Annotated in this window: 18 protein-coding genes and 4 pseudogenes; 3 read left to right on the top strand and 19 right to left on the bottom strand. The window is 55.8% G+C overall.

Translation table 11 applies throughout. From position 1 onward, the window contains the following. Window positions 1–41: 41 nt before the first annotated feature. The 5 genes and pseudogenes from ACZ5M5_RS14925 to ACZ5M5_RS14905 form a co-directional block, all read right to left on the bottom strand. On the bottom strand, window positions 42–1,460 hold the full coding sequence (locus ACZ5M5_RS14925) for an aldehyde dehydrogenase family protein (RefSeq protein ID WP_060742429.1): 1,419 nt from the start codon (window positions 1,458–1,460) through the stop codon (window positions 42–44). A gap of 2 nt (window positions 1,461–1,462) precedes the next feature. After that, complete coding sequence (locus tag ACZ5M5_RS14920) at window positions 1,463–2,512, bottom strand: homoserine dehydrogenase (protein WP_007896168.1); 1,050 nt, start codon at window positions 2,510–2,512, stop codon at window positions 1,463–1,465. 117 nt (window positions 2,513–2,629) lie between these two features. After that, complete coding sequence (locus ACZ5M5_RS14915; protein ID WP_464739320.1) at window positions 2,630–3,067, bottom strand: Lrp/AsnC family transcriptional regulator; 438 nt, start codon at window positions 3,065–3,067, stop codon at window positions 2,630–2,632. A 14-nt stretch (window positions 3,068–3,081) separates the two neighbouring features. Further along, the gene (gene thrC, locus ACZ5M5_RS14910; protein WP_464739319.1) at window positions 3,082–4,263 is read right to left on the bottom strand and encodes a threonine synthase; all 1,182 of its coding nucleotides are present in this window, start codon (window positions 4,261–4,263) and stop codon (window positions 3,082–3,084) included. 86 nt (window positions 4,264–4,349) lie between these two features. Beyond that, window positions 4,350–4,427, bottom strand: a pseudogene (locus tag ACZ5M5_RS14905) (hypothetical protein); the annotation flags it as partial. Between the two features lie 296 nt (window positions 4,428–4,723). Between ACZ5M5_RS14905 and ACZ5M5_RS14900 the strand changes: the two are divergent. Then, window positions 4,724–5,206, top strand: coding sequence for a DinB family protein (locus ACZ5M5_RS14900; protein WP_464739318.1), 483 nt, complete (start codon window positions 4,724–4,726; stop codon window positions 5,204–5,206). A gap of 56 nt (window positions 5,207–5,262) precedes the next feature. Here ACZ5M5_RS14900 and ACZ5M5_RS14895 read toward each other — a convergent pair whose 3' ends face one another. Both ACZ5M5_RS14895 and ACZ5M5_RS14890 read right to left on the bottom strand, forming a co-directional pair. Next, on the bottom strand, window positions 5,263–6,156 hold the full coding sequence (locus ACZ5M5_RS14895) for a dihydrodipicolinate synthase family protein (protein WP_103308274.1): 894 nt from the start codon (window positions 6,154–6,156) through the stop codon (window positions 5,263–5,265). Between the two features lie 5 nt (window positions 6,157–6,161). Then, window positions 6,162–6,881, bottom strand: a complete 720-nt coding sequence (locus tag ACZ5M5_RS14890; protein WP_464739317.1) for a B3/B4 domain-containing protein — start codon at window positions 6,879–6,881, stop codon at window positions 6,162–6,164. A gap of 161 nt (window positions 6,882–7,042) precedes the next feature. Between ACZ5M5_RS14890 and ACZ5M5_RS14885 the strand changes: the two genes are divergently transcribed. Together ACZ5M5_RS14885 and ACZ5M5_RS14880 are read left to right on the top strand one after the other, a co-directional pair. Continuing rightward, window positions 7,043–7,645 carry a helix-turn-helix domain-containing protein gene (locus ACZ5M5_RS14885; RefSeq protein ID WP_103308241.1) on the top strand — a complete coding sequence of 201 codons (603 nt, stop codon included), beginning with the start codon at window positions 7,043–7,045 and terminating at the stop codon, window positions 7,643–7,645. 107 nt (window positions 7,646–7,752) lie between these two features. Then, window positions 7,753–7,919, top strand: a pseudogene (locus tag ACZ5M5_RS14880) (Arm DNA-binding domain-containing protein); the annotation flags it as partial. 15 nt (window positions 7,920–7,934) lie between these two features. On the opposite strand, the gene ACZ5M5_RS14875 reads toward ACZ5M5_RS14880, so the two are convergent. From ACZ5M5_RS14875 to ACZ5M5_RS14820, 12 genes and pseudogenes are all read right to left on the bottom strand, one after another. Next, window positions 7,935–8,489: a DcrB/PsbP domain-containing protein gene (locus tag ACZ5M5_RS14875; protein ID WP_464739316.1), complete on the bottom strand. Its 555-nt coding sequence runs from the start codon at window positions 8,487–8,489 to the stop codon at window positions 7,935–7,937. A gap of 119 nt (window positions 8,490–8,608) precedes the next feature. After that, window positions 8,609–8,737: pseudogene (locus ACZ5M5_RS14870) on the bottom strand (Arm DNA-binding domain-containing protein); the annotation flags it as partial. Between the two features lie 620 nt (window positions 8,738–9,357). Further along, window positions 9,358–10,593 (bottom strand): hypothetical protein, encoded by a 1,236-nt coding sequence (locus ACZ5M5_RS14865; protein ID WP_464739315.1) that lies wholly within the window; start codon window positions 10,591–10,593, stop codon window positions 9,358–9,360. Beyond that, a complete protein-coding gene (locus ACZ5M5_RS14860) occupies window positions 10,590–12,119 on the bottom strand; it encodes an acyl-CoA dehydrogenase family protein (RefSeq protein WP_464739314.1) in 1,530 nt (509 codons plus the stop codon). The genes ACZ5M5_RS14865 and ACZ5M5_RS14860 overlap by 4 nt, the downstream gene beginning before the upstream one ends. A gap of 11 nt (window positions 12,120–12,130) precedes the next feature. Continuing rightward, window positions 12,131–13,102 (bottom strand): SDR family NAD(P)-dependent oxidoreductase, encoded by a 972-nt coding sequence (locus tag ACZ5M5_RS14855; protein ID WP_464739313.1) that lies wholly within the window; start codon window positions 13,100–13,102, stop codon window positions 12,131–12,133. After that, the gene (locus ACZ5M5_RS14850) at window positions 13,099–14,316 is read right to left on the bottom strand and encodes a beta-ketoacyl-[acyl-carrier-protein] synthase family protein (RefSeq protein WP_464739312.1); all 1,218 of its coding nucleotides are present in this window, start codon (window positions 14,314–14,316) and stop codon (window positions 13,099–13,101) included. The genes ACZ5M5_RS14855 and ACZ5M5_RS14850 overlap by 4 nt, the downstream gene beginning before the upstream one ends. An 8-nt stretch (window positions 14,317–14,324) precedes the next feature. Beyond that, the gene (locus tag ACZ5M5_RS14845) at window positions 14,325–14,570 is read right to left on the bottom strand and encodes an acyl carrier protein (protein WP_060742439.1); all 246 of its coding nucleotides are present in this window, start codon (window positions 14,568–14,570) and stop codon (window positions 14,325–14,327) included. Window positions 14,571–14,586: 16 nt separating this feature from the next. Continuing rightward, a complete protein-coding gene (locus tag ACZ5M5_RS14840; RefSeq protein ID WP_060742440.1) occupies window positions 14,587–15,366 on the bottom strand; it encodes an outer membrane lipoprotein-sorting protein in 780 nt (259 codons plus the stop codon). Beyond that, window positions 15,363–17,723, bottom strand: coding sequence for an ABC transporter permease (locus ACZ5M5_RS14835; protein WP_081015435.1), 2,361 nt, complete (start codon window positions 17,721–17,723; stop codon window positions 15,363–15,365). The genes ACZ5M5_RS14840 and ACZ5M5_RS14835 overlap by 4 nt, the downstream gene beginning before the upstream one ends. After that, a complete protein-coding gene (locus ACZ5M5_RS14830) occupies window positions 17,720–18,406 on the bottom strand; it encodes an ABC transporter ATP-binding protein (protein WP_060742442.1) in 687 nt (228 codons plus the stop codon). Before ACZ5M5_RS14830 ends, ACZ5M5_RS14835 begins: the two co-directional genes overlap by 4 nt. Window positions 18,407–18,424: 18 nt before the next feature. Beyond that, window positions 18,425–19,555: a hypothetical protein gene (locus ACZ5M5_RS14825; protein ID WP_060742443.1), complete on the bottom strand. Its 1,131-nt coding sequence runs from the start codon at window positions 19,553–19,555 to the stop codon at window positions 18,425–18,427. Then, window positions 19,552–20,003 (bottom strand): annotated as a pseudogene (locus tag ACZ5M5_RS14820) (SRPBCC family protein). Before ACZ5M5_RS14820 ends, ACZ5M5_RS14825 begins: the two are co-directional and overlap by 4 nt. Window positions 20,004–20,015 lie beyond the last annotated feature (12 nt).

Genomic DNA, 20,015 nt, shown 5'->3' with positions numbered 1-20,015 from the left:
CTTTATTGTTGTGTGGTTCATTGTTGAGTCGAGCGAGCTGTTTAGCTTCCACTCACGCCGTTTATGCAAACGACCTTGGGTTGCGTCATGTCTTCGTAAGCGAAACGTACGCCCTCACGGCCCATGCTCCCGTACTTGAAGCCGCCAAAAGGCATTGCATCAAAGCGGTAGTCGGAAGAGTCGTTGATCATCACCCCGCCCGCCTCCAGTCGTTTAGCGGCGGTCATTGCAACCTTCAGATTGCTGGTGAAGATCCCAGCATGCAGGCTGTATTCAGGTTCGTTAGCCAGTGCCAATGCTTCATCCAGGGAGGCGACGCTCTGGAGGATGACTACCGGGCTGAACACTTCTTCGCACCACAACTTGCAATGGCGGTCGACACCTTCCAGCACGGTCGGTGAATAGAGCGAGCCGTTGCGCGTATTGCCAAACAACAAGGTGGCGCCTTTGGCAATGGCGTCATTGACCACCTCTTCGGTACGCTTGGCTGACGCCTCGGTAATCATCGGCCCCACGTCCGTCTGCTCGTCAGCAGGGTTGCCGACGATCAACTGCCGGGTCTGTTCAACAAAGCGCGTTTTGAAGACTTCGTAGAGTGGGGCCTCGATGAGGATCCGCTGAGTACCGATGCAGTTTTGACCCGCTGCCCAGAAGGCGCCCGACACGCATGAGTCGACTGTTTCATCCAAATCACAATCAGCCATCACGATGACCGGTGCGTTACCGCCAAGATCCATCGCCAGCTTCTTGAGGCCGGCTGTGCGAGCGATCTGCTCACCGGTGACAAAGCCGCCCGTGAACGACACCATGCGCACCGCACGGTGGGCCACAAGAGCCTTGCCCAGCGCGGCGCCGCCTGTAGCGACTGTGACGACAGCCGGAGGCAGGCCCGCATCAATCAAACACTCTACCAACTTGATCGCTGACAGCGGTGTGAGCTCAGACGGTTTGAGAACGACCGCATTTCCCCCTGCGATGGCAGGTCCCAATTTATGCGCAACCAGATTAAGCGGGTCGTTGTAAGGGGTGATGGCGACGATTACGCCCAACGCTTCACGCGTGAACCACCCCTGACGGGATTCAGACCCGACATAGGCATCAAAAGGGATGACTTCACCGGCATTACGCTTGGCTTCTTCGGCAGACAACTTCAAGGTGTTGACGCAGCGCAACACCTCCTTTCGCGCCTGCTTCAGTGTTTTTCCCGACTCCGCGACGATCAGTTTGGCAAAGGCGTCCTTGTCACGCTCGACTGAGCCTGCGGCTTTTTCCAATATGCGCGCGCGTTCATGTCGCGGCAGATCCTTGGCAATCAAAGCACCCGAAATAGCGGTGTCGACTATCGTGGTGGCTGATGATGCAGGTATGTCTGCCACTTCACCCACCTTGCTGCCGTCAAACGGGCTGAGCACCGTAATGGCCTTATAATCAGCAGCGAGCGAGAGACTCAAGCTATTCATGATTACTTACCTGACGTGGTTTTGTGGTTGTGAATGCTCACGATATCGGCGAGCAATGCGAAGGCGGTTTCAAAACGACCTGCCCCTGCCCCCACTACGGTGACGGGACCGAGAATGGCGGTACTGAACGTGATTGCGTTGGTGGCTCCGCTCACTGCTGAGAGTGCGTCGCTCGATGGCAATAGCTGTGGACTCACCGAGGCCGAAATCGAGCCATCGCTCCGTTTCTCTGCACTGCCAATCAGCTTCCAACGGGCATTCACTTTCGTTGCCTCGGCGATATCCTTGGCCGTGATTTCAGAGATCCCTTTGCACAAGACATCGCTTGGTTTGAGTTTTGCGCCCAGTAGTTCATTGGCGAGGATGACGACCTTCAAGCGCACATCGTGCCCTTCTACATCCGCTGTTGGATCGGCTTCGGCATAACCCAACTCCTGGGCTTTTGCGACAGCACTCGAGAAGTCCAACCCCGTCTCCATGCTGGAGAGGACAAAGTTTGACGTGCCGTTGAGGATCCCTTTGAAGCCGGTGATTTCCGAGCCTGCCAGTGACTCCTTGGCCAAACGGATAACCGGGGTTCCGCTCATGACAGAACCTTCAAATTCAAAGCGGGCACCGGCACTATCGGCCAGCGTCTTCAAGCTTTGCGCATGCAGCGCCACGGGCCCTTTGTTGGTGGTCACGACACTGACGCCCTTCTCCAACGCCCAGCGGCAGAAGGTAGTAGCCGGCTCACCATCCACAGGATTGGTGAAGGTTGCTTCAGCCACAATATCCGCACCTGAGAAACGGATGACGGTTTCGTTCGCCGGTTCAGCACTGCCGCCGGGTAGCGTCCTGAAGCCGCCTTTAGCAGCAGGTACTGCAGCCAATTCATGAGCATCCAAGCCGTCTTTGTTAATGATTGAGCCGAGGTAAAGGTCACTGACACCGACAATCTTCAACGTGAAACCTAACTCATCGGCCCAGCGCGAATTCTTATCGGCAATAAGCTGAGTCAGTGCGCGGTTAACACCACCAAAACCAAGCAACGCAATTTTGTATTCAGTCACGACAGGATTCTCATTGTTATGTTGTGGTGCGGAGATAGTAATCCGCCAACTTAACTTTACGAATATGGCAAACAGAACGTTGTTACGAGCAAAATGCTCGCACAACGGCGCAACTTGCTACTTTGTGTTGGATAGAACAAAAGATGTCACGGTATTCAGGACACCCGGCAGCGCAGAAATCTCACTCCATACCCTGTGGATGCGATCTGCATTCATCGCCTGAACCGTCAACACAATATCGAGGTCACCACTCATCACATTGCAGGAAATGACTTCAGGCATTGCCCCGACGGAGCGAACAACTTCTGAATCCCGCATACGATCCTGACGATAAACAAAGATCAACGCATTAATGGGCCCTACATCAGCTGAGGGTACACCTTTAATAATTGTGTACCCCCGGACATAACCATCGCGCTCCAATCGCTCAATCCGAAGCCTGACTGCGTTTCTGGACAAATTAACTTTCACGGCAATATCGTTGTGGGCCAACCGTGCATTTCGGGTGAGTTCTTCCAAAATTTTCTCATCAACTTTATCTAAAACACGTTTCATCTCTGGCTCCGAACTTATAACGAGTGAGACTCCGTGTCTTTGGATAAGGCCCTGACCAGCGAGGTCAGCGCCCCGATGTCGTTAGGAATTGAAGTACAGTCTTGTTCGGTGGATGCAGGAGCGCCGCCTGTATTCAGGTGGCCGAAAATCTCCGACTTATCGGTTGCAGCGCCAATCTTCGAGGGATGCGTCGTCGCCAGGCTAATCATGGGGATCAGCAAGCTGCGCCTGCTCACGCGCGCAGCGCGCAAGCCGATAGCGGTATTGGGGCTGACGAGATACCCACTCTGTGCAAAGACCTCATGAATACAACTGAATGCATCCGCATCGTCCACAGCCAGTGAGTCAAACAATTTACGCGCCTCCAACCATTCATCCTGCTCTAAGTGGATGGTGCCCTCTCCTTCTAACAGCTGCATATTACGAGCTACTTTTTCTCCACATCGATTTAAAATACTCCACTGCAAGCGCTCAAAATTAGAGGCCAATGAAACATTCATAGTGGGAGTTTTTGTAGTGCGAATCTCATTTCGACTGTACAGATTCGATTGGAGAAAGTGATGCAGGCCGGCGTTGGCATTCGTGGCAACGATTAGCTGTCGAATGGGCAGCCCCATTTGTTTGGCAATATAACCAGCGTACAGGGCGCCAAAATTCCCGGTCGGCACACTGAAAGCAACTTGTCTTTTAGGCGCGCCGAGCTGAAGGGCGGAATAGAAATAGAAGGACAGGTGCGCAAGTACACGAACCCAATGCACTGAGTTGAACGAAACAAGATGCTGCTGCGCATCATTATTTTGTTTTAAGAACTGCTCACACAAACGATGGCAATCAGAATAATCTCCGGCGATCTCAATATTGACTACATTACCTTCTTCCACACTCAGTAAGCGCCGGCGATCCTCCGCCGTTAGTTCCCTGGAAGGATGCAACACCAACAAAGTAACGCCCGTCATTCCCGAAAATGCTTTTATTGCAGCAGCTCCAGTATCTCCGCCTGTGCAACCTACAATCAGAGCCTTCTTCCCAGACTTCAGTAAATCGTGATTGATAAAACGAGACATTAATTGAAGACCAAAGTCTTGATAGGCGCCTGAAGGCCCATGAAACAACTCCAGTAGCCACTCGTTACTTGCCGTCTGGTAAAGCGGTGCCACTGCGTTGTTTGTAAAACAATCAAAGGTCTCCTCAAGCATCCGAGATAGCTGATCCTGCTCGACCCATCCCCCAAAAATGGCTCGATGACATGGCGAGCCAATTCGTGAAAGGGCAGCCACTCAAGTTTTGAGAGCTCCTCCTTTTTGAAACGGGGCACCTTGCGCGGCACGTACAAGCCACCGTCAGGCGCATACGACCCCATCAGGACCTCGCTGAATTCAAATGTTCTACCAGGCGTCCGTGTGCTGACGTACTTCATGGTCCAAGACACCCTCAAGCCATTTTCGAGCGGCTCACCCTCAAGGTGATGCCCTGTGGAATTCAATGCGGCGGTTTTAATCGCCTTCGATCAAGCTTCACTCCATTGACCATTAAAGTCAATATAGTGACCATCGTATCTCTTCAACGGTATTCCGTGCCATTGCACGACAACGCCTTTGTCCTTGCTCTTGTGGTGCGCCCGAGGGCCGCCAACGCTTAGAAAAATGGGAGAAAATCATGTGTGCCAAGAACCTGCTGCACTCGCTTTATCAGTACAAGGCATGGTCTGAGGAGGTGCTTTTCCGTTGCTTGAAAGCGCCCATAGCAAAGTCCTTTCCGATGGAAATGGAGGAAGCCTGCTACTGGCTCAGGCACATCAATATCGTGGACCAGTTGTTCATCGCCAGACTGCAAGGAAAACCGGAGGAGTTTGACGACGTCGTCACTGAGCAACGGCAAGATATTTGCCAGCTGGAAGAGGCATTTACAAAGGCAAATCAATGGTTTGTTGACTATACGAAATCAGTCACTGCAACGGAGCTGTCTGACCCGGTAGCGTTTATCTTCAAGGACGGCAAACCCGGCAACATGACCAAGGAGCAAATCCTCGCTCATGTCCTTTCTCATGGCCTGCAGCATCGAGGGGGTGTTGGCACGATCCTGCCAAGGGAGATTCTGGAGGGGCACCAGGATCATTTCACAACGTTTTTGAAGCTGTAGATATCGCAACATCTGCCTCATCCGCCACGGGTGAGGCAGAATATCCTTGCCGATATTCAGCTCAATTCAAGCGCTTCAATCACCGCAGCAATTTGCTCACGCCCTTCCCCATTAATGGTTCTGAGCGGCAGGGGCACACTCGCAGAGTGAGTAAACCCGCGAAGCTCCGCCGCTGTTGCTATCACGCGAAAACTACCGCCAAATTGGCTGAATAAAGCCCAGAGCGGCTTCAAGGATTCGGATAGCCGCGTGGCTTCTAAGGCGTCACCTGACAATGCTGCTCGCGTGATGGCGAGCGCTGTATTGGGGAACAATCCGCCCATGACCGAATACCAGGCATCGCAACCGGCATTCATTCCAACAGCAGCAGACGCATCGCCGCTTATTCCGATAGTCACGTGACTCGGAATCAATTTTCGCAGGCGCTCCACGCGCTCCTTGGCCAGGTGCGGCGCCTCGGGGACACCGGGGATTTTGATTGACCTGACATTGGGTAGCTCTGCAATACGCCTGTGTAACTCATCGCTAAATTCAAAATGGGTGGTGCCAGGATTGTCATAGACACACAGTGGGACTGAGATGTTGGCCGAAACCATTTCGTACATCGAAAAAACATCGTCCTGAGTCAGTTTTTGATACGACACGGGCGGCAGCAACAAGGCTTGGACGCCCACGGCTTGCGCATCCTCAGCCAACAGCAAAACGTCGCGTGTACGCAGCGCACCGATGCTAACCATCACCGGCACATCTTCTGCGGCCTCTACTGCCAACTGTGCAACTCGAAAACGTTCGGCGCGAGAGAGATAGGCATAACTTCCGGTGGATCCGAGTGCCCCGATGGAATCTACTTTCGCCGCCACCAGTTGCTGCACAAGACGGGCAAAAGCAATTTCGTCCACACCCTGCTCATCCATAGGCGTCAGAGGAAATGCACTAAGGCCGGTAAACATGGTCATCACTCCTTGCAGTGGTCTGTCGACCATTTGGCCCCGGGACCAATCAGTGAGCTTTCGATCTGGGCGCCGGGCATCATTTGCTGCAAACCTTCGATCAGTTTGTCCCCTGCTTCCGTCAAGGCTTCAAGGGGCATCGCCGGCAAACTTTCCAGAATGAACCACATGCACTTCGCGTCAGCACCGAGACGGGTCCTCACACCTTGCCGCCAATTCCAACGACGGCAGGTCACGCCTTTGTCATCGCGCCAGACGACCTCGCCGGCGTCTGGATACTCGAAAGCAGGAGCCCCTTCTTTCATGGTGTCAAAAGGCTCGGTGCCATCTGCGACTACCAGCCGCGGAGAGCCCGCATAGGCTTCAATATTTTCCCCACCAACCGGAATGGCGTACTCAATGCTGATTGCGTTGTAGAGATCGACGATGGGATCCAGGCTAGGCAAGCTTCCGTCACGTAAAACCCGTTTACGCAGCGCCTCAGCTGAACAAGGCGTGCGTTGCGGCTTGGCCCCAAACTTTCGGAATGTCTCCGCCCATGCGGCCAGATGAGCTTCACCCCAGCTTGGCCCACCTTCCTGAACAGCCTTGCAAGCACGGTCCAGCGCGGCCTGAGCTACCTCAGGATTGGCCAGTGGCGCAGCTCCCACCACAATGCTCAGGGCTCTGAACTCCGGAGCCAATTCTGCAACGGCTTGATCGATCAACGGCAGTACGGACAGCATCAAAAACCTCCAGGAATCCAAATGTCATTTCATGCTAGTCAGTGGCGACCAATAAAGTCAATATAATGACCAAGATCATCTACTATAACGCGTGTGCAGATTGACGGGGCGATTGGTAAAGGCCGAGAATCCCCACACATTTTTTCTCATGACCCTCATCAATGACCACGAATACCAGCCTGTCGACTACCCCTGGTGCTGACGCTCAAGCCGTCAGCCTGGCCGTCGCGCGCACGCTCAAACTGGCGCGCAAAGCACAGAAGATCACGTTGGATGAGCTTTCTCGCCGCTCAGGGGTGAGCAAAGGAATGGTCGTCGAAATAGAGAAATGTACGGCGAACCCCAGTATCGGCATCCTTTGCAAAATCGCCGCCGCGCTTGGCCTGTCCGTTGCAGACATCGTCAATGTGACCGAAGCCCCATCCGCCCATATCATCGACAGTCAAGACATCCCCACGCTCTGGACCGGGGACCTGGGAGGAACGGCGCGGCTTCTGGCGGGAACGTCCGGTCCTAATATGATCGAGCTGTGGCGTTGGGAAATGCACCCAGGCGAATCTTTCGCTTCACAGGGGCATCCTCAGGGCACGCTTGAGCTGTTTCATGTGGAGAAAGGCACGCTGAAATGCGTGGTAGGGGAAACAGAGCTGGTCATCCCTGCGGGGAGTTCGGCAGTGGCCAAAACCGATGTACCTCACTCCTATTCCAATGCCGGCAGATCCAAGTTGGTGTTCACCATGTCCGTGACGGAGATGCATCAATAGATATCCGGTGGACTGGCAGCCAGTGAACATCTGCAAGGCGGGCGAACCATCCAATTTCAAAAAAGCGGTGCCACCGAAAGCCATCAAGTCCCACGCAGGATGATGCCTTGATCCGCCCGCTGACCGAACCCGGCAAATCCCCTTCCAAGTTCTGGCGCTTGAAGTATCGGCTGCATGGCAAGGAAAACCGCTTCTCCATCGGTGCTTACCCGACATCGGTCTGAAGGAAACGCGCGACATCGCCCGCGGCGCGCGCCGCGATGTGGCTAACTATCCGGAAACCTGCGGTTTACTTGCCCAGAATGTTCTTCAACGCAGCGGTATGGCCGGCCGGGTCGTTTTCGCTGGACATCACTTCGATGATGGTGATCTTCTGATCGTTCATCGTCATCAACGAGGCCATCAGTAGTTTCAGGCCGTTGAAATCGTCGGTGCCGTCCAGGCGGTACATCTTCAAGCCGTTCACCTGAATGGTCTTCTCGCTAGTCATGCGAAAGTTGGGTGACGCGGCTTGCTGCTTTTCCTTCAAGGTATCCACGGCAAGGCGAAACGCAGCGTCCGGGGTAGTGCCCGCAGTCGGCGTCGGACCTTCGGTAACGATGATGGCCTGCTCGCTTTTCGGATCGAAGTACATCGTGCCGCCGTTTTCGCTGTTCAAGGTACGGGCCTCGACGCCTTTCAGCATGAACTTCAGCTTGCCGCCTGCCAGGGACACCGATTGGGTGTCCGATTCCGCCGTAGCAGTTTTTTCAGGCGAGGCAGCAACTGCCATGGTAGCCCCGCCGCTCAAGGCAGCAAGCACGCACAAGGAACGGGTCCAGCCCAACAGCAAATGCTTCGACATTGATAGCGCCTTTATTTTCAGGCCGTCGAATACCGACGGCCTGTCGTGCGAACAGCCTAGCTTACTTGCCTGCTCACTTGCCCAGATGTTGTTCACACCCGCAGCATATTTGCGGTCATGGGATTGATACCCTTCGCGAGGAGCGCCCGGGCTTCATCACGCAAGGTGCGTGCTTCACGCAGACCAATCTCAGGATAGGTGCCCAAGGCGATGCGCTTCTGCTTGCCGAGCCGGTAGTAGCGCAGATGGGGTACATGCGTTTGCTGCTGAAAACCTAGGACAAGTTTGGATTCTGGCAGCGGGCATCGAGGGAGGTGATTTATGCGTTCTTCATCGGGTCACTGCCACTCCTGGCCACCACCTCACCAGAAGAGGTGAGCGTTTTGGTGATTTACATTTGCGCCACTTGAGATCCGTCAGTTCGTGTGGCCAACGCCTCACGGCAAGCGCATCATTATCGCACCTAACGCAATCGGTAAATCATTGTTGGGTGCAAATTAGAAAAAACCCAGGGGGGCACTTGGCCTTGACGCTGCCCCCTACGACAAAGAAGTAAGACTCACATAGAAGGTTCAGGCCATGGAAGTAGTCCTGCTCGCCCACATCACATTTAACCGAATAGGCTCGGCCAGTGGCGGAGGCTTTCAAAGCCAACGCCAGGTCAAGTTTTCCGCTGAGCTACCAGACACCGACCAATTGCCAAAGGGCAGTTCTTCGAGCTTCAGGCTGTAGAAGACAGAGATGTCACACCCTATGTCTCATCTCGGCGGGCTAAGTAGTTCGCATATCGACTCATCGAACCACCAGGGATTTGCAGACTGAGTCGCCATCGCCCGCAAAAATGACATTAACGCAGCGCATGCCCACGCTAAAAGGAATAACGCACAGCATTGATCCACCGGCTTTGTTCATCAAAATAACCGAAGCTGCGCTGACTTCCCTCGAATATGTCCACACCCGTACGTAGCTGCCAGTGAGCATCAACGTCGTACCGCATTTCCAAAGAAACATATTGCGCATCCAGGCGCAGGTCCTGCGCAACGTAAGCGGTGAGGTAAAGCCGGCCCTGCCACAGCTCGCGGCGTACCGCCAAGCTGATCATTTGCGTGCGATCCTGATCGACGGCATGCGCCACGGCATCCTTCCAGACGTTGTAGTACTGCATGCCGAAGAACCAATCCCCACTCAAGTAATCCACGCCCAGCAGCAATTGCTTCTCACGGTTCTTCTTCAGCTCAACGATGCCGGTTTGTGCCTGGGAGTAACGATAGGCATCAGGTACGAAGGCCGCTTCCCCCTTGAATACCACCGGCCCTATCGGCATCGCGAATGAGCCGCCAAGCAGTGTGCGACGCTTCAGTGCTTCTCGATAACTCAGGCCAGCGGGTGTCAGCCGGGCGGAGTAGGTCTCTTCAGTCTGCCAGCCGTGCCAGCCATTCAGGGAGTAGTCCACCCCATGGGCGTTGCCGCTCCAACGCAAGGCGGGTGTCCAGTCGGAAGGTTTACGCCAATCCGGACCATCCGCTTCGGTTTGAGGGATATTGCCCAAATAATCGCTGACCCTGGTTTCAGCAAAACGGGCACCGCTATCGGGAAGGAGGTCCGTACGCGTCTGGGGGATCAACAGCAGCTGTAAGGATTGATCCTGGAATACCGAGCATTCACTGTTGAGCATGGCCAATGGGCGGCGTTGCTGGACATAGTCGCCGAAATAGCCTTCGCGACGGTCAAACGCATGGATCACGTCCAGGACCCTGAGCCGGTCAGCGCTGCCCCAGACGACTTGTTGTATCCCCAGCGTGGAGGTACATCGTTCGCCTTGGTATTCAGCGAAGAGTTCACGGGGCTCGACTTCGTGATAGTCGCCGTCCAGTTTATTTTCCTGCAAAGCCCTGACTTGCAACTTGTAGCGCCAGCCAGATGCATCCTGCCAGCTCCCCCCCAACAATGCGGAGTACTCGTTGAGCCCCCACTCGCCTTCGCGGGTCAACGCCTGTCGGGTTTCCAGACGACCGTTGAAATCGAGCGCGTCGAGAGCGGCGCCGTAACAGACATTACTCAGTATCGCTAATGCAAGGCCAACCTTCACTGCCGGTACTTTCATAGGCTCACCTGTGAGGCAAGCAAAGGGTCGATCTCGCGCTCTTCACCGGGCTGGATGCAATCCTGAAGACCTGCATCAATCGTTGCCCAATCGCTTGAGTAATTCGTTTTTCTGATAGGTAAACGTGTTCTTTCCCACGCGTGCAGCGCCCTCTCCAGTCGATAGTCCACCCAACGGCGACAGAATTCATCCAGCGGTTGCGACGAGAGCATCAACCAGGCAGCACATTCCCCCAACCTGAGCGTACCCGCAGATAAACGCGAGGCGGACACCTCTTCGGTGGTCCACTCCAGGATTCGTGCTCGGGTAATTTCGCCATGGGCAGTCTGGTCAAGGTAGGCGATGACCGTGCTGGGTTGTTCCAGCACGCGCTGGCCGATGAAAGCCGCCAGCGTTTCCGAAGGCCCTTCGAATAAACGCGTAATACGAGCGTCGCGCCAGAGTTGTCCAATGGGATTGTTATCGCAATAGCCGCGAGCCCCTAGCATCTGCAGCGCGCTATCACTGACCTCCCCAAGCACCTCGCTGGCCAACCACTTCGTCGCTGCCAGGACCTCGGGGGGAGCGTCAGGTAAGCCCTGATCCAGTCGTAGCGCCAGGTCATCGACCCAATTACCAATTGCAGTCGCTGCACAGAGCGCGTCATCAACCACACGTTGAGTATGCTCATGATCCCAAAGACGGTGACCGCCCAGGCTACGTCGGGTGCTATAGCGGATCATCAACTGAACACACCGCCATAACCCACCGACACAGGTAGCGGCAATTCCCAGCCGGCCGAACGCCATCGTGTCGCTGGCCACAGCCAGGCCTGCATAGGCACTTCCCAGGACTCGGTCCTGGTTGACCAGCGCAGCTTCAAAATGCAGTTGGTTCTGCACCATGCCTTTGAGGCCAAGCGTCATCGCTTCGCTACCCTGGCGCATACCTTGTTGCTCTGCATCTACACAGAGTCCCAAATAGCCGAGCTCACGCCCTTGGTCATCAATATGCCGGGCGAATACCGAAATGACGCCCGCCCATGCAGCCGAACCTGACCAGGACTTAGTCCCATCAAGCCTGAACACATTGCCTTCACGTTGCGCGCAGGCCGCCATGCCCAACGGGTTGGAGCCCGCCACCCGCTCAGTCAACGCAAACGCGGCGAGCATTCGACCATTCGCCAGTTGCGGCAGGTACCGCTCTTTGATGGCTGGCGCCGCGAAGCGTTGAATAGGACGGATACCCAGCCCGTTGTTGAGACCGATAAAAAAAGCCAAGGTCAGATCAATGGCGCCCAATTGACGCTGTACTCGCAGCAATTCGAAGTTGGACAAGCACAACCGGCCGCCATAGTCGGCGGGCACCTGCATTCCCAGTAAACCCCGGTTCCCGACTGCCAGCACCAAGTGCGGCGGCAGGCAACGGCGCTCATCCATGAGGCGAAAGTCCAGGCGTTTCGCCCAGTCCTGCAACCATGCATTCAACTCAGTCACAGCAGGCGTGTCCTGCCGTGCTTGAGGATCAAGCATCATCCATGCATTCAACGACTAATCTCCTATCGACTCGTCAACCAGCTTGCAGCCTCATGGACCATATGCTCCAGTGATTGTGTCGGCGCGAAGCCTAATTGCCGACGAGCCTTGTCACTTCTGTAATGAACCTGCCTGCCCAGCAACGCAACGACATCGGCCGAGAGCCTAAGGGGTATTCTCGTGAGCAATACGTCCAACGGCCGCAAAAGGGCGACGATCCATCCCAATGTGCGAGGCTGCCAACGCGGTGCTTCGACGGCCATCGCAGCGGCCATGCAGGTGAATAATTCGAGATAGCTGACGTTATGAGCATTCAGGATATATCGCTCCCCGCTCTTGCCTTTGGCCATGACGGCCAGCAGCCCCCTCACCAGATCTTGCGCGCCGATGACCGCAATGCCGCCGGGTGGGATAAACGGCAGGCGTCGAAGCTGCAGATCAAGCATGACCTTGCCCCATCCATGCAGCACATCGCAGTTGGAGGCGATGACCGCAGAGGGACACGCAATGACAATATCCATGCCCGACGCACAGAAACCACGGACCTGATCTTCTGCATCACGCTTGCTGTGCATATAGGCCAGCCGAAATGCATCGCCGTTATAGATCATTGACTCGTCCGCTTCCTCGGCCGGATAGCCAACGGCAGCAATGGACGATACGTGCAAGATGCGCTCGACCCCCGCGTCGCGAGCGGCCCGCAGCAAATTCACCGTTCCCTGCACGTTGACCGCAAACATGCGCTTGCGCTCGCACTCGTAAGGCAGCGCCAAACCGGCGGCATGGTAGATCTGTGTGACGCCTTCAAGCGCGGACCCGAGGCTGACGGGATCCAGAAGATCGCCTTCGCGCCAGACCAAACCTTCGCGCAGGCTCTGCAACGCTGCGGCTGGATCGTTCGGCAAGACCAGCACTGCCACGTTCTCACCCTGTTCCAGCAGCTCCCGCACGATATGACTGCCCAGGCATCCACTGGCGCCGGTGACCAGAATCATTGAGCGCCCTGCGCAGCCAGAGCCAAGGAAACATTAAGGCCACCAAACGCGAAGGAGTTTTTCAGCCACGCTTTCACATTGGCCTCGCGCGCGCCCCCGGTCACATAGTCCAAGTCGCACTCGGCATCCTGCCCCAGGTAATTGAGGGTTCCGGGAATCTGATTGTGTATCGAGCTCATAAGCCCCCCAATCAACTCGACCACGCCCGCAGCGCCCATCAGGTGACCTATCGAGGACTTGACGGACGACACGCCCAGCGAAGACGCGTGAGCGCCGAATACTTGTTTGATCGCCGCCGTTTCGCACCGGTCATTGAGTAAAGTGCCGGTGCCATGGGCGTTGATGTAACTGAATGCCTCGACGGGCAAGCAACTGTCGGCAATGGCCTGGCGCATGGCCTGAGCAGGACCTTCCACGGATGGCTTGAGTAAGTCGCCAGCGTCACTGTTGACCCCATACCCCAATACGTGAGCCAGTATCGGTGCGCCGCGCGCTCGGGCATGCGCCAGGGTCTCCAGAACCAATACACCGCCCCCCTCGCCCAGCACCATGCCACGCCGGCCAACGGAAAATGGCCGGCAGGTATCGGGGGCCATGGCTCGCAACGCCTCCCACGCTTTCCAGACCAGTGCGTTAAGACATGCGTCAGTACCACCTGCCATCACCAGGTCTGCATCACCGCATCGCAACAACCGATAAGCCTCGCCAATCGCCTGTGTGGAAGAGGCACACGCGGTGCTGACGGTGAGCGCCGGGCCCTTGAAACCGTATTTTAGGCTTATGTGACTGGCTGCGGCATTCGCCATGACCCGGGGCACCGTCCACGGCGCGAGTGTAGCGCTGCCGGCCTGATAGAGATCCAGATAGGCGCTGTGCAACGACTCGCTGCCACCCACGGCGGTGCCCATGTAGACCGCGCACCTGTAGGGGTCAACCGTTGCCGGGTTCAGACCGGCCATGGCCAGCGCCTCTGCCGCTGACAGCAGTGCAAACTGACTCGCGCGGTCTAACAGTAACAACTCATTGGCCGTGAACAGGCCATCAAGTGCATCCCCCGGCAACGCCCCCGCGTTACATGTGCCGCCGACAACGTCGATCAAACGAGGCACTGGTGCGATTGCACATTGTCCTGTGGCCAACCCCTCCCAAAGACGCGCTCGACCCACACCAAACGGTGACACACACCCCGCTCCGGTGATGACAACTGTGTTCATGAAACCGCTCACTTGGAGGCCAGCCGTTCAGCAAGTATTTCCACCAGGCGAGACACGGAGCTGATATCGGTATGGCTGTACGCTGATAAATTGACAGCGAATCGCTTTTCAATTGCGTAGGTGAGCTTCAGTACGTCCAGCGAGTCGAGCCCCAGCTCTTCGATGCTCAGTTGCGTATCCAGCTCAGTGATATCCAGTTCCAGCGTGCTGGCGAGCAACTCCAGCACCAGGGTTTGCAGCGATTCAGTCGACATACGGGGACTCTCGGGATCAGTGTTCAGTGCGCAAGGCACGTTGAGTGAATTCAGCATCCGAGATGCCAGGGTTGATGCTCACTTTCTCGACAATCATCCGCGTGCTCTTATTGGCTGCCAGATTGTGCATGGTCTGGGCCGTAGGCCTGCTGAATCCGTCAACAACTTGCAAGCCGTCGCTTTTAAGCTGTTTGACCAGCACCCCCTGGCGGTCAAAGTAATCCACCTGCACCGGGTAGCGGCTCTTCTCTTCCAGGTAATAGACCTTGCGTGAATAGCCGGAAATATCTGCCTCTTCGCTACGCGCCTTCGCTTCAATCTGCCGGCATGCCGGCCAACTGAGGCAGGGCTGGGAGGTCGCGAGGCTAGTGAACGTGTAGTTCAGCAGCTTGTAGTCCTCAAAGTCTTCATAGGTGAAGTCTGTACCCATGAACCAGTTCTGCTTTTGAGAACCGGCCAGTCGTCTCAAGCTTTTGGTCGAAGGGGTATAAGACCAGATGTCGTTCGCGGCTTTTCCACTGTCCTCGATTAACAGCGCAACATTCTTGACGGCCGCGGGCGCGGTGAACCGTACCAGGGTGCCCATACGGTCGCTCATACGCTTGTCCAAGCGACTCAGTTGGCGTGTAAAGGTCAGCCGCTCGCCCTCAAACAGCTCCATGCGATAGTCGACTTTTTCGTCCTGTGCCTTCATGCGGCGATCAGAATCCTGCATGACCGCCAGCGCATCGTCGGCGAAGGCTGGCCATGTGCAAAGCATTAAAAGAGGCAAGGCTGTTAGCAGTTTGCTGTTCATCCAAAATTCCTGAGTTTGAGCGTGTCTACCGCGGGAATACGCAATACATGACGAATGGCAGGCATTGCTGCGAATGGAATAATCACCAAGGCGGGCAGGATGACTCTCCAGAAATCACTGGAGGCGGGGTCGGTATTGATCTTGAACCAGACGTCCGTCAGGCGATGATTGAGGACGCCTCCGAGACCATAGCCCAGCGGGATGGACACCACGCCAGCAAGCAGCGCAACGCTGAAGGTTTCGCAAAGCATGATGAGCGACACACTTCGGTCGCTGAAACCGAGAATTCTCAACACGCCATATTCGCCGCGACGCCCCACGATGCTGAAGTTCATGCTGGTCACCGCAAACAGCAGTGCAATCGCAATACTCATCAACGCCGAGATGTGAATGATCACCCAGATATGCGAACTGATCTCCAGGATGGAGGCGACTATGTTCTGCTTGGAGGTAACCCGTACCACGCCTGCCAACTCATAGATTCTCGCATCGTCCAGGCCACTGCTCCCCGCATCCACCAGGTACGCGCCGGTAAACTGCTCATCCAGTGACAGCATTTGCTGAGCGAAGCGGCGCGTCGTAATCACTTCACCCGGCAGCGCCCCGGAAAACACCCCGACAACCTTGGCCGGATAGACGTTTCCTCGCACTTTTAGATTCAAACGGTCACCTGGGTGGACGTCATGGGCGATGGCGATGCGGCGTTCAATAACCAGCGCGTCAAGATCGCCGTCCAACAACATCCGGCCTTCCATCAGGTTTACGTGACGCACGCTGTCTGCCGGCTCGATACCCAGGAGACTGGCGTTATCCAGCTGCCCTTCGCCCAGAACCTGCGCCCCGCCCTTGACGAACGTCGACCAGCGACTGCCTGACGCCAGGCCTTCGAGACGGCCGATATCTTCATCCCACCAGGGCACATCCAGATCGACCACGCGACTCCAGTTGTCGCGCTCCACGTTGCTGATCGCGGTTCGCTCCATGGACGTCAGGGAAATATAGAAGGCAATGGTGATTGCGATACTCGCCGACATTGCCAGCACCGTGACCAGGCTGATGCGCCAGCTGCGCAGCAAGTTGCGCAACGAATAACGAAACCAGAACGGTCCTCCGATATGACGCAGGCAGGCGACCATGCGCAGCGCAAACGCTTGCTCCTGACCTGCGCCAACGTCACGCAGGGCGTCCATCGGCGTGATGCGAATGATCGAGCGCATCGGCAAGTACATGCCCAGGGCGACGGTGCAGCACAGCAATAATCCGGCTCGCCATAGATAAGCTGGCTTGAACATCAACTGTGGCTCGGGCATGCCGATGGCGCGTGCATAGTTCCAGCCGAATGCATACATATCAAACAGCGCCAGGCCGCAACCCAGCACCAAAGCGAGCACAATCAGCATCAGCGCAGGCAGGCTGTAAGCGCAAACGACCTGTCGACGCGTATAGCCCAGCGTGAGAAACATCGCGATCAATGGGCGTTCTTCCTTGGCCCATTGGAACATGAGGAAAAACACCACCAGGGTCGATGACAGCGCAAAAATCAGCACAACCGTCGGCAGGAAAACCTTGAAGGTATTGAGGTCCAACTCGAGGAACTTTTGGCTGAACTGCTCCTGGCGCGGCAGCACGTAATCGACGGCCAGACGCGACTGCGCTCGCGCGGTAATGCGCTGCTTGACCTCATTCATCGACGCATGCGGCGACACGCTGAACAATAAGCTGTTGCTGGCTGAAAAACCCAACTGCTGGCGCATGAGCCCCTGGTCAGCAAACAACACACACAGGGAACCGTTGCTGGGCACGTACACACTGGGGTTCAGCGGCGCGACCAGATACTCCGGGCTTTCAACGATGCCGATAACCTCCACCGGATACCTGGCAGCGCCGGCAATAAAATCAAAACGGTCACCCACGCCCTTCCCATGGAATTTCGCACAGTTACGCTCAAGGGCAATCCCTGCAACGTCCGCTGCATTCGGCAGGCGACCTTGCAAGACCTTCAGTCGATTGACCGCCGAGAAATCCGCTGCGTCGGCACTCACCATCAATCCTGCGACCGGCTGATTACCGCCCAAAGGCGCCAACCCTGGCATCAGTAAGCGGTGATGGGTTGCGGTTACGCCGGCAATGTCATCAAATGCCGGGAGGTTGATCAGATCGTCCGGCGCAAAGATGACTTCCAGATCGGCCATCGATGCGTGGGACTGAATGTCCTCCACCGTATCGAACAGACTGTCGATCGCCGAATAGGCACCCACCAGCACACCAAAGGTCGAGGCACAGATCAGTGCGATGGTCAGCAAGCGATAGCGAATGACCAGAACCGAGCGAAGCACATGCCGCATCAGCATGTTCATGGTTCGGCCCTGTGCAGGTTGCCGGAGCGCATCTCGTAGACGTCATCGGCGTGCTGCCCAAGTGCGGGGTTGTGCGTGACGATGACTACCGTGACCTGCTTCTCTTCCTGCATCTGACGCAGCAGTTCGAAAACACGCATGCCTGTCTCTTCGTCAAGACTGCCGGTGGGCTCGTCCGCGAGAATCAACTGAGGTTCCTTGATAAGCGCTCGCGCAATAGCGACCCGCTGTTGCTGGCCCCCGGAGAGTTTTGAAGGGAATTTTTCGGCGTGTTCATGCAGACCAACTTTGCGCAAATATTCCTGCGCGCGCGCATGATCCTGCAAAGTGACTGAGCGGATCGGTTCAAGACCAGTCAGCACGTTTTCCTTCACCGTCAACGTCGGGATCAAGTTGTGAAACTGGAAGATGAACCCTACCCGCTCTGCCCTGAAACGCGTCAACGCCTTGAAGTCCATGGCGTTCAGGCGTGCGTCTGCGACCTGGACCAGCCCCTCATCCACACGATCCAAACCGCCCAGCACGTTGAGCAGCGTGGTTTTGCCCGAGCCTGATACACCTCTGATCACCGTCATGCTGGCGCGAGGTATCGTCAGGTTGATGTCATTGAGCACTAAACTGCGCCCGTCGCCGCTGGGGTAGAATTTTTTCAGCCCCACAAGAGAAATCAAGGGATTATCCATTTCGATTACAGCTCCAGTTCAACCCGGGGTTTGGTCTAGATTGAGTCCGAAAACACCGTAGCGCTTGGTCCGACGCATTCCGACATTACGTGCAAGTACGTAGCTGGAAGGATTGCGGTCGTCGATCCACATGGTGTCAACACGTTGAAAGCGCGGTTCGGCGTAACGCACGATCTCATCGCCGATCAACCGGCCTAGACCACTTCCCTGGACGGATGGGTCGGCACCGATAAGTGCGATGACACCACCGGTGACGCCGCGCTTGTAACGATTTAGCTTGAACAGGTCGAACAGACCGAAATGCCCCTTGAGCCGACTCAAGATCTGGTTGAGGTCCGGCAAAACCAGGAAAAATGCTACGGCCCGGCCGTCCAACTCAATAAGCTTGATGCCTTCCAGATCGATAAACGTTTTCACACTATCGATCTGGAATTTGAAACTGGCCTTGGAGATCGGCGCGACCTCATAGTTCTCGGCAAATGCACTGTTGAACAAACAGCGGATCTCCTCCAGATTCGAACGCAAGTCAGCCCGCGTAGCACTGCGCACACTGAACTGGCTACCTGGCAATACTTTTTCACTGCGGCTGGCCTTGCGTCGCGCACGGTACTGCTCCACGTCAACGCCATACGTGCTGAAGGTGAAAGCCAGATCGAAACCCGCCTGCTTGAGAGCGTCGGCGTACCAAAGCGGGTTATAGGTTTGCAGCAACGTGGGAGGCCGGCCGTCGATGTTCTCGAGTAACAACGCAGCATCCTGTGTCGAGGTATAACTGTAAGGCCCCAGTAACCTCGATTTGCCACGTGCTCTCGCCCATTTACCTACCGCATCGAATAATGCCCGCGTGACGGCGGGGTCTGGCGCGACTTCAAAAAAACCGAAAAAAACGTGCTCATGACCAAAGCGCAGGTTGTATGCCGCGTGAATACATACGCTGACTCGACCCTGGGCCTGACCTTGATCATCCAGCGCCAGAAAATGCTCAATCTGCGCTTCGCGAAAGAAGGGGTTATGTCGTGGTGACAATATCCGTTTCATGTCGCTGCGTAAGGGCGCAACCCAGTGCTGGTCGTCGGCGTACAGACGAAAAGGCAGGTCGATAAACTGCCTTAACCGCTTTGCCGTATCCACTGCTTCGACAGTAATCATGAGAGGTCCAAAAGCTGTTGCATGTTGCGGTGACGTGCTTCAAATATCCGGTCCATATAGGCGTCGACAAATAACCACTCAAACAGCGCACCGCCTATTGCGTGATAAGTCACTCGATCCGTATACAGCGTCCCCCGGCAGCGGATTCAACGCGATGCTCATGCCGGAACGCACTCAGGGGCCCCTTGATCATTTCATCAATGAAATACTCGTTGTCTTTGACTTCGCGGATGCCAACGGTCCAATTGGCAGGGATAAACCCGAACATCCAATGCCGGAAACGGAATTGACGCCCTTGCTCGATCCGCAGGTCAGCAATATCTATGTTTCCAAGTGGGGTAACGCGCTCCGGGAAGATCTTCGGGAAGTTCACACCTTCCATGCAGAAGTCGAATACCTCGGCACAGCTACGCCCCTTGATGAGGGTGGTTTTTTCCAATACGGGCATACTCGGATCCTC

It is taken from the genome of Pseudomonas sp. Van50 (genome assembly GCF_055390755.1).
Note: the sequence above shows the minus strand (reverse complement) of the source record. Positions and strands in the feature narration are given on the sequence as shown.